Below are 9,228 nucleotides of genomic sequence, written 5' to 3'. Positions count from 1 at the left end.
CGGGCTCGATCGGGACGGTGCGGCGCGGGCTGAGGCATCCGGCTGGTTCTGGACCGTGCGGCGATGGCTGAGGCCTCCGGCCCGTCCGGAACCTTCCAGCGCGGGCCCGCATATCCAGCCCGTCCGGCGTTCGAGGACGAGCCCTTCGGGCGGTGCGGGGGTCCAGGGGGCGCGGCCCCTTGGCTGGATGCGGGGCGGAGCCCCGCCGGAGGCCGACGCCAGGACCGGCGGGGGTCCCGGGCGGAGCCCCAGGCCCAGGACGACGAAGCCCCCGGTCACCTAACTCCGGCACCCAGCCCCCCACAGCGGTACTCTGACCAGGCCGCATCCACCTGTTCGAAAGGACACCCCATGCCGCTCGAAGCCGGCCTCCTGGAGATCCTCGCCTGCCCGGCCTGCCACGCCCCGCTCAAGGAGCAGGAGAGCGAGCTGGTCTGCACGGGACAGGACTGCGGCCTCGCCTACCCCGTCCGGGACGGCATCCCCGTACTGCTCGTCGACGAGGCCCGCCGCCCCGCCTGAGCGAGCCACCGGGCGCCGCCACCACCAGGGCGCCCACCCCGCACCACAGCGACAAAGGCGACACACCGGCGATCGGGAGGCTGCCGACCCATGCTCGACGACTCGCTGCTCGACGACCCAGAGGCGCTCGCCCGCGCCGACCGTCGTGAGCTGCTCCGAGGCGCCGCCGAGGCCGGCGCCCGCGTGCGTACCGCGGCCCGGCACGCCACGGAGGCCGGGATCCCGGAACTGAAGCCGGACGGCCGCCCCCGCGCGGTCCTGATCGCCGGCCCCGGACTGGCGGCCACCGGAGTGGCCGAACTGCTCGCCACGCTCGCCGGGGCCAGCTGCCCCGTCACCCGGCTCACCCCCACCGGCGTCGCCCCCGCGGGAGGCGCCCTGCGCTGGGAGCTGCCCGGCTGGGCCGGCCCCGTGGACCTCGTACTGATCGCCACCCCGGACGGCAGCGAACCAGGACTCGAACTCCTGGTCGAGCAGGCGTACCGGCGCGGCAGTTCCGTCGTCGCGGTGGCCCCCACCGGTACCCCGATCGCGGAAGCCGTGGAGGGCACGCACGGCCTGTTCGTACCGATGGCGACCGCCCCGTACGAGCCGAACTCACCCCTCGCGGCCTCCGCCCCCGGAGTCCTGTGGGCGCTGCTCACCCCGCTGCTGGCCCTGCTGGACCGCACCGGCCTGGTCTCGGCCCCGCCCGAGGCGCTGCAGAAGGTCGCCGACCGCCTCGACCGTGTGGCCGAACGCTGCGGCCCGGCCATCGCGACCTACGGCAACCCCGCCAAGACGCTCGCCGCCGATCTGGCCGAAGCACTCCCGGTGATCTGGACGGAAGGCACCTCCGCGGGCCCCGCGGGCCGCCGTTTCACCGCCGCGCTCGCCGAACTGGCGGGCCGCCCCGCTCTCGCCGCGGAACTTCCCGAGGCGCTCGCCGCCCACAGCGTCCTGCTCTCGGGCGCGCTGGCCGCGGCCGCCGACCCCGACGACTTCTTCCGCGACCGTGTCGAGGAGCAGCAGGTCCTGCACGCGCGCGTGGTGCTCCTGCGCGACCGTCCGGCCGGCGGCCTCACCGCCGCGCCCGCCGCCCGCGAGCTGGCCCTCAGCCACGACACCGCGATCAGCGAGCTCGAACCCGAGGAGGGCGGCGACCTCGAAACGCTCGCGGAACTGATCGCCGTCACGGATTTCGCCGCCGTGTACCTGGCGCTCGCCGCGGGGGCCTGACCTCGAGCAACACCCGCTGACGCCCCACCGCGGCGCACGGGCGCCCACCTGGTGGGGAAACGACCGCAGAGCAGCGTACGTACGGAGAAAACAGCACACATGGACCGCCTCGACAACACCGTCCGCCCCTACGCCTGGGGCTCGACCACCGCCATACCGCGGCTGCTCGGCGTCGAGCCGACCGGCGAACCGCAGGCGGAGATGTGGATGGGCGCGCACCCCGGCGCCCCCTCGCTCACCGCGCGCGGTCCCCTCACCGAGGTCATAGCCGAGGACCCCGAGAAGGAGCTCGGCCCCGCGGCCGTCGCCAAGTTCGGCCCCCGGCTGCCGTTCCTGCTGAAGATCCTCGCCGCGGGCGCACCTCTCTCCCTCCAGGTGCACCCGAACCTCGAACAGGCGAGGGAGGGATACGAGGACGAGGAGCGCCGGGGCATCCCGATCGACGCCCCGCACCGCAACTACAAGGACGCCAACCACAAGCCGGAACTCATCTGCGCGCTCACCGAGTTCGACGGTCTGTGCGGCTTCCGCGCCCCGGACGAGGCGGCCGCACTCCTCGCCGCCCTGGACGTCGACTCCCTCAAACCGTACGTCGACCTCCTGCGCGCCCACCCGCGGGACGCGGCCCTGCGCGAGGTCCTGACGGCGGTGCTGAGCGCGGACCCCGACGACATGGCCCGCACGGTCGCCGAGACCGCGGCCGCCTGCGACCGCCTCGGCGGCGCCTACGCCCCCTACGCCGACATAGCCCACCACTACCCCGGCGACCCCGGCGTCATCGCCGCGATGCTCCTCAACCACGTCCGCCTCCAGCCCGGTGAGGCCCTGTTCCTCGGCGCCGGCGTGCCACACGCGTACCTGAACGGCCTGGGCGTCGAGATCATGGCCAACAGCGACAACGTCCTTCGCTGCGGCCTGACCCCCAAGCACGTCGACGTGCCCGAACTGCTGCGCGTCGTCCGTTTCGAGGCGAGCGACCCCGGTGTCCTGCGCCCGGAGGAGTCACCCGGCGGCGAGGAGGTCTACGCGACCCCCATCGACGAGTTCCGCCTCTCCCGCTACGTCGTCGCGGAGGGAGCGGCCCCGCACGACCTCACCCGCGAGACCCCGCAGATCCTGCTCTGCACGGCGGGTTCCGTCCACGCGGACGGCGAGGCTCTGGCCCCCGGCCAGTCGGTCTTCGTACCGGCCGGTGAAAAGGCCGAGGTGTCCGGCTCCGGCACGATCTTCCGTGCGACAGTGGTCGCCTGACGGGGCGACGGCGGCCGCCCGGCCCGGTCGCCGGGACGCCCAGCCGCGCCGCCGCCGGACCGGGCTGCAAGAATGACCCACCGCAAAGGGCGGGCAAAGCCCGGACCGGGGTACGAGGGTACGGACGGGGCCCGGGACGGCGTACGAAGGGACAGCAGGAGCAGATGAGCGCTTCAGGCGGCACCAGGGCGATCGTGGCGGCACTCGGCGCCAACCTCGCGATCGCGGTATCCAAGTTCGTCGCGTTCGCCTTCAGCGGTTCGTCCTCGATGCTCGCCGAGGGCGTCCACTCGCTCGCCGACTCCGGCAACCAGGCCCTGCTCCTGATCGGCGGCAAGAAGGCCCAGCGCGAGGCGACGCCCCAGCACCCCTTCGGCTACGGCCGTGAGCGCTACATCTACGCCTTCCTCGTCTCGATCGTCCTGTTCTCGGTCGGCGGCATGTTCGCCGTCTACGAGGGCTACGAGAAGATCAAGCACCCGCACCAGATCGAACACTGGTACTGGCCGGTGGGCGTCCTGGTGTTCGCGATCATCGCCGAGGGCTTCTCGTTCCGCACGGCCATCAAGGAGTCCAACGAGCTGCGCGGGAAGCTGTCCTGGTCGCAGTTCATCCGCCGCGCCAAGGCCCCCGAGCTCCCGGTCGTCCTCCTGGAGGACTTCGGCGCGCTCATCGGTCTGGTCCTCGCCCTCTGCGGCGTCGGCCTGGCACTCCTCACCGGCGACGGCATCTGGGACGGCATCGGCACGCTCTGCATCGGCATCCTGCTCATCCTGATCGCCCTGGTCCTGGCGGCCGAGACCAAGTCCCTGCTGCTGGGCGAGGCGGCGGGCGTCGACGACGTGAAGAGGATCGAGACCGCGATCGTCGACGGCGCCACGGTCACCGGCATCATCCACATGCGCACGCTCCACCTCGGCCCGGAGGAACTCCTGGTCGCCGCCAAGATCGCCGTCCGGCACGACGACACGGCAGGCGAGGTCGCCTCGGCGATCAACGCCGCCGAGGCCCGCATCAGGGAGTCCGTCCCGATCGCGCGCGTCATCTACCTGGAGCCGGACATCTACAGCGAGGCCGAGGCGGCCAAGGGCCCGGACCCCGACGCGACCCCCGGCGGCCCGGCACGTCCGGCCGAACACTGACCGCCGACCCCGGCGACGTGCGCGCCGCGAGCGAGCCCCTGCGCGGGCACCCGCGCACACGGACACTAGGGGTTTCCTGGAAACGGCCGAGGCACACTATGGCCGGAGCCGGACTGGGGAGGCCCGGGGTGACCGGTGTAGCTTGGTGACTGAGCCAGACGTCGCTGCTGATGGCGGTCGGGCGGTCCCACCGCGGACCGGCCGAGGGAGAGAGGGCCTCCGACGGACTGAGCTGCGCGCACCGGGCGCACCTGTGCCCGGGGGCACCCTTGTGCCCGCCGTCGCGCAGAACAGCCGTACCCACCTCGCCACAATCCCGAGGAGCAGCTCCCCATGACGACTGTCGACAACCGACAGGACTTCAAGGTCGCCGATCTCTCCCTGGCCGACTTCGGCCGCAAGGAGATCACCCTCGCCGAGCACGAGATGCCCGGCCTGATGTCGATCCGCAAGGAGTACGCGGCCGCGCAGCCCCTCGCCGGCGCCCGCGTCACCGGCTCCCTGCACATGACGGTCCAGACCGCCGTCCTCATCGAGACCCTCGTCGCCCTCGGCGCCGAGGTCCGCTGGGCGTCCTGCAACATCTTCTCCACCCAGGACCACGCCGCCGCGGCCATCGCCGTCGGCCCGAACGGCACGCCCGACAACCCGCAGGGCGTCCCGGTCTTCGCCTGGAAGGGCGAGACCCTCGACGAGTACTGGTGGTGCACGGAGCAGGCCCTGACCTGGCCGAACACCCCCACCGGCGGCCCGAACATGATCCTGGACGACGGTGGTGACGCCACCCTCCTCGTCCACAAGGGCGTCGAGTACGAGAAGGACGGCAAGGTCCCCTCGGCCGACACCGCCGAGTCCGACGAGCACCGCGTCGTCCTCGAACTCCTGAACCGCACCATCACCGACGGCTCGCAGAAGTGGACCCAGCTCGCCTCGGAGATCCGCGGCGTGACCGAGGAGACCACGACCGGTGTGCACCGTCTGTACGAGATGCACCGCGACGGCACCCTCCTGTTCCCGGCGATCAACGTGAACGACGCCGTCACCAAGTCGAAGTTCGACAACAAGTACGGCTGCCGCCACTCCCTGATCGACGGCATCAACCGCGCCACCGACGTCCTGATCGGCGGCAAGACCGCCGTCGTCTGCGGCTACGGCGACGTGGGCAAGGGCTGCGCCGAGTCCCTGCGCGGCCAGGGCGCCCGCGTGATCGTCACCGAGATCGACCCGATCTGCGCCCTGCAGGCGGCGATGGACGGCTACCAGGTCGCGACCCTCGACGAGGTCGTCGACAAGGCCGACATCTTCGTCACCACGACCGGTAACAAGGACATCATCATGGCCTCGGACATGGCCAAGATGAAGCACCAGGCGATCGTGGGCAACATCGGCCACTTCGACAACGAGATCGACATGGCCGGCCTCGCGCAGATCCCGGGCATCGTCAAGGACGAGGTCAAGCCGCAGGTCCACACCTGGAAGTTCCCCGACGGCAAGGTGCTCATCGTGCTGTCGGAGGGCCGCCTGCTGAACCTGGGCAACGCCACCGGTCACCCGTCGTTCGTGATGTCCAACTCCTTCGCGGACCAGACGCTGGCCCAGATCGAGCTGTTCACCAAGCCCGACGAGTACCCGACCGACGTCTACGTGCTGCCCAAGCACCTCGACGAGAAGGTCGCCCGCCTCCACCTCGACGCCCTCGGCGTCAAGCTCACGACGCTCCGCCCGGAGCAGGCCGCCTACATCGGCGTAGAGGTCGAGGGCCCGTACAAGTCGGACCACTACCGCTACTGAGCACCCCCGCCGGGCGGCCGCACCGACCGCGCGGCGTACGGATGTCGGCAGGCCCCCGCCCCCGTGGCGGGGGCCTGTCCCCGATGAGGACCTGAACGCCCATGCCACGCGGCCGCTATTCGCTCCACGATCCGCACGATCACACCCCCTTGGCCGAAGAACACTTCCACTGCGCGCCGGGACCCTCCGGCTGGCGCTACGTCTCCCAGTTGACGGCACCCTCCGGCGACCACGCCGGCTCCGTCGACCTGGCCCTCGACGAGCTGGGCCGCCCCATCCGGCTCGAACTGCACGCCGCGAGCTGGCAGGTCCGGGGCGCCGCGCTCGAAGGCGTCACCTGGGTACGCACCGATCCCACGGGCACCGAGGCCGCCGAGGGCAATGTCCGAGCGCACGCCTTCACCGGCACGTCCCCCGCGTTCCTCGTCGCCACCGCCCGTCTCCTGCGCCTCACCCCCACCGGGCCGGCCACCCGTGTACGCCTCGTCGCCTTCACCGACCCGGTCCTCGCCCCGCGCACCCTCGACCAGTCCTGGGCCCTGGTCTCGAGAGAAACACACGGCACTGACAACGGCCCCCTGACCGTGGACGCGTACCAGGTCACAGCCCTGGACACGGGGGAACAGCACGCCGTGCACCTCGCCGGGGACGTCGTCCTCGCGGCACCCGGCATCGAGCTGGAACACCTCGAAACACCACCGTCGACCTTCGCCTGAGCGCGGCCCCGGCCCGTCGGACGTCAGGCGGGCGGCGCGAATCCGGTCGCGGGCCGGTCGGCCCGCTCCTCCCGCGCCACCGAGGGCCGGACCGGCTGCCGTCCCGGCGACCCGTCGCCGTCCGCCACCGGCGACGGCGACGCGTGGGGCACCCCGCCCGTGGGCGTGGCGGCGGGACCCGCGTGCCGATCCGGGAATCCCGGATGCCGCACGACCGGGCCACTCACACCCGGCACCCCTGCGACGGACCCGCCCGGACCTCCCGGCACCGCGGAGGCGGCCGGCCCGCCCGCGAAGGCCCGCCTGGCGTCCCGCGTCTGCCGTTCGTGCACCACGGCCGCCAGATACGCGGCCGCCGGGACACCCTGCGGCGCAGGAGCCCCCGTACGGGCGGCGAGATCGGAGGCCAGCCGCTCCGCCATCGCCGCCCCGACCTGCGGATCCAGTTGCCGCATCCGCGTCAGGTACTGGCGGACGGCCAGCCACAGCCCGTCCGGCACCGCCGACAGGTCGAGCCCGGAGAACCGTCCCGCCAACCAGGGCGGCGGGGGAGGCACGAAGGCGCTCCGCCCGGCCGGAATCCGCTCCCGCACGACGAGAGTCCCCGCGAACACGTCACCGAGCCGCCGCCCCCGCTCCGACACGAGCGAGGCGATGCACGCGACGATCCCGAACGTCATCAGGATCTCGACCACACCGATGGCACCGCGCACCAGCGCGTGCCGGAACCGGATCGGCCCGCCGTCGTCCCGCACCACCCGCAGCCCGAACGCCAGCTTCCCCAGCGAACGGCCGTGACTGAGCGTCTCCACCGCGATGGGCCCACCGACCAGCAGCAGAACGAAACTCGCGATCGACACCGCGATCTGCGCCGCCTCGTCCAGCGCCGCCGTCGCGGCGACCAGCCCGATGGTGACGATCACATAGGCCGCCATCGCCACGACCAGGTCGAGCAGCACGGCGAGCGCACGGCTCGGCAGTTTCGCGGGGCGCAGCTCCAACGCCACCGCCTCGCCCGTCACTAGCTCACTCACGCTCGTCCGTCCTTCCCCTGACCTGCCCCGAGAACCGCCAGTCTGCCAAGCTGAGGGCAACATCGCGCCGCGGTACGACAAGCTGACACGCGGTACGAGAGGACGAGGAGCAGCAGAACCGATGGACCTCGACGTCTTCGTGTCCGCGCACGGCGCGGAGTGGGACCGCCTGGACACCCTGTTGCGCCGTCGCCGCCGGCTCACCGGAGCCGAGGCCGACGAACTCGTCGCCCTCTACCAGCGCACGGCCACCCATCTCTCCCTCGTCCAGTCCAGCGCCCCGGACCCGCAGCTCACCGGGCGCCTCAGCCAACTGGTGGCACGCGCGCGCAGCGCCGTGACCGGCACCCGCCGAGCCTCCTGGCGCGATGTCACCCGCTTCCTCACCCAGCAGTTCCCCGCGGCGGTCTACCGCTCGCGCCACTGGTGGGTGCCCACGGCACTCGTCTCCACGGCCGTCGCGGTCCTCCTGGGGTGGTGGATCGGCGCCCACCCGGAGGTCCAGTCCTCGATCGCGGCTCCCGCCGAACTGCGCCGGCTCACACGCCCCGGCGGCGAGTACGAGACCTACTACTCGAGCCACCCGGCGGCCTCCTTCGCCGCCCAGGTGTGGACGAACAACGCCGAGGCCGCCGCGATGTGCCTGGTCCTGGGCGTCTTCCTGGGGATACCCGTGCTCTGGATCCTCTTCCAGAACATGCTCAACGTGGGCGTCGGCATCGGCCTGATGTCGTCGGCCGGCCGTCTCGACACCTTCCTCGGCCTGATCCTCCCGCACGGCCTCCTGGAACTGACGGCCGTCTTCGTGGCCGCGGGCACAGGACTGCGACTCGGCTGGACCCTGATAGATCCCGGCCCCCGCTCCCGCCGCACGGCACTCGCGGAAGAGGGCCGAGCCGCCCTCGGCATGGCGATCGGCCTGGCGCTGGTCCTCTTCGTCTCGGGCGCCATCGAAGGCTTCGTCACCCCCTCCGGCCTGCCCACCTGGGCCCGCATCGGCATAGGGATCGCCGCCGAACTGGCCTTCCTCACGTACGTCTATGTCCTGGGCGGCCGTGCGGTACGGGCCGGTGACACCGGTGACGTCGAGGAGACCGAACGCAGCGCCACACTGCCGACGGCCGCGTGATGTGCGACTACCGCTGTTGACCTGCTAGTCTCCTCTTCGCCCCACAGGAGCCATTGACATGGAGCCGGTGGGGAGGTAGATTCGAACAGTTGCCTAGAACTGGACACGTCCAGTCGGTGGCGGTTAGCATCTGCGAGCTTCTTGTGAACGCGATTCCGAGAAGCACCCCCCGATTAATCAGGACCGAGCGGCCGGTAAGGCCGGTCAAAAGCTTCTGATAAAGTCGGACTCGCCGAAAGAGAGCCGCAAGGCGCGAATAGGCAAAGGCCCTTCCAACGGCCACTGGAAATGAATTCCGACCGGAAACGGAACGGAAAACGGATCTGGTAAAGTCGGAACCGCCGGAAAGGGAAACGCGAGAGCGGAAACCTGGAAAGCGCCGAGGAAATCGGATACGGAAACGGTCTGATAGAGTCGGAAACGCA

Annotated in this window: 9 protein-coding genes; 7 read left to right on the top strand and 2 right to left on the bottom strand. The window is 71.5% G+C overall.

Features of this window, described 5'->3' with window-relative positions; all coding sequences use genetic code 11:
• Nucleotides 1-351 precede the first annotated feature (351 nt).
• The 6 genes from ACFVTC_RS38285 to ACFVTC_RS38260 all read left to right on the top strand — a co-directional run bounded on the left by ACFVTC_RS38285 (nt 352) and on the right by ACFVTC_RS38260 (nt 6,640).
• A complete protein-coding gene (locus ACFVTC_RS38285; protein ID WP_266699539.1) occupies nt 352-522 on the top strand; it encodes a Trm112 family protein in 171 nt (56 codons plus the stop codon).
• A 90-nt stretch (nt 523-612) separates the two neighbouring features.
• Complete coding sequence (locus ACFVTC_RS38280; protein ID WP_390133739.1) at nt 613-1,740, top strand: SIS domain-containing protein; 1,128 nt, start codon at nt 613-615, stop codon at nt 1,738-1,740.
• A gap of 99 nt (nt 1,741-1,839) precedes the next feature.
• Complete coding sequence (manA, locus tag ACFVTC_RS38275; protein ID WP_390133737.1) at nt 1,840-2,991, top strand: mannose-6-phosphate isomerase, class I; 1,152 nt, start codon at nt 1,840-1,842, stop codon at nt 2,989-2,991.
• Between the two features lie 164 nt (nt 2,992-3,155).
• A complete protein-coding gene (locus ACFVTC_RS38270) occupies nt 3,156-4,133 on the top strand; it encodes a cation diffusion facilitator family transporter (protein WP_390133734.1) in 978 nt (325 codons plus the stop codon).
• 333 nt (nt 4,134-4,466) lie between these two features.
• Entirely contained in the window at nt 4,467-5,924 is a 1,458-nt protein-coding gene (gene ahcY / locus ACFVTC_RS38265; RefSeq protein ID WP_390133732.1) for an adenosylhomocysteinase, read from the top strand.
• Nucleotides 5,925-6,025: 101 nt separating this feature from the next.
• Nucleotides 6,026-6,640 carry a hypothetical protein gene (locus ACFVTC_RS38260; protein WP_390133730.1) on the top strand — a complete coding sequence of 205 codons (615 nt, stop codon included), beginning with the start codon at nt 6,026-6,028 and terminating at the stop codon, nt 6,638-6,640.
• Nucleotides 6,641-6,663: 23 nt separating this feature from the next.
• On the opposite strand, the gene ACFVTC_RS38255 is transcribed toward ACFVTC_RS38260, so the two are convergent.
• Nucleotides 6,664-7,674, bottom strand: coding sequence for an RDD family protein (locus ACFVTC_RS38255; protein ID WP_390133727.1), 1,011 nt, complete (start codon nt 7,672-7,674; stop codon nt 6,664-6,666).
• 121 nt (nt 7,675-7,795) lie between these two features.
• On the opposite strand from ACFVTC_RS38255, the gene ACFVTC_RS38250 reads away from it, so the two are divergent.
• Nucleotides 7,796-8,803 carry a stage II sporulation protein M gene (locus ACFVTC_RS38250; RefSeq protein ID WP_390133725.1) on the top strand — a complete coding sequence of 336 codons (1,008 nt, stop codon included), beginning with the start codon at nt 7,796-7,798 and terminating at the stop codon, nt 8,801-8,803.
• 204 nt (nt 8,804-9,007) lie between these two features.
• On the opposite strand, the gene ACFVTC_RS38245 is transcribed toward ACFVTC_RS38250, so the two are convergent.
• Nucleotides 9,008-9,228 (bottom strand): hypothetical protein (locus tag ACFVTC_RS38245; RefSeq protein WP_390133723.1); only part of this gene is annotated, 221 nt, incomplete at its 5' end.

The sequence above is a fragment of the Streptomyces sp. NPDC057950 genome (assembly GCF_042887295.1).
GTDB classification, from domain to species: Bacteria; Actinomycetota; Actinomycetes; order Streptomycetales; family Streptomycetaceae; genus Streptomyces; species Streptomyces kaempferi.
The sequence above is the reverse complement of the archived record's forward strand: the minus strand, read 5'-3'. Positions and strand labels throughout refer to the sequence as shown.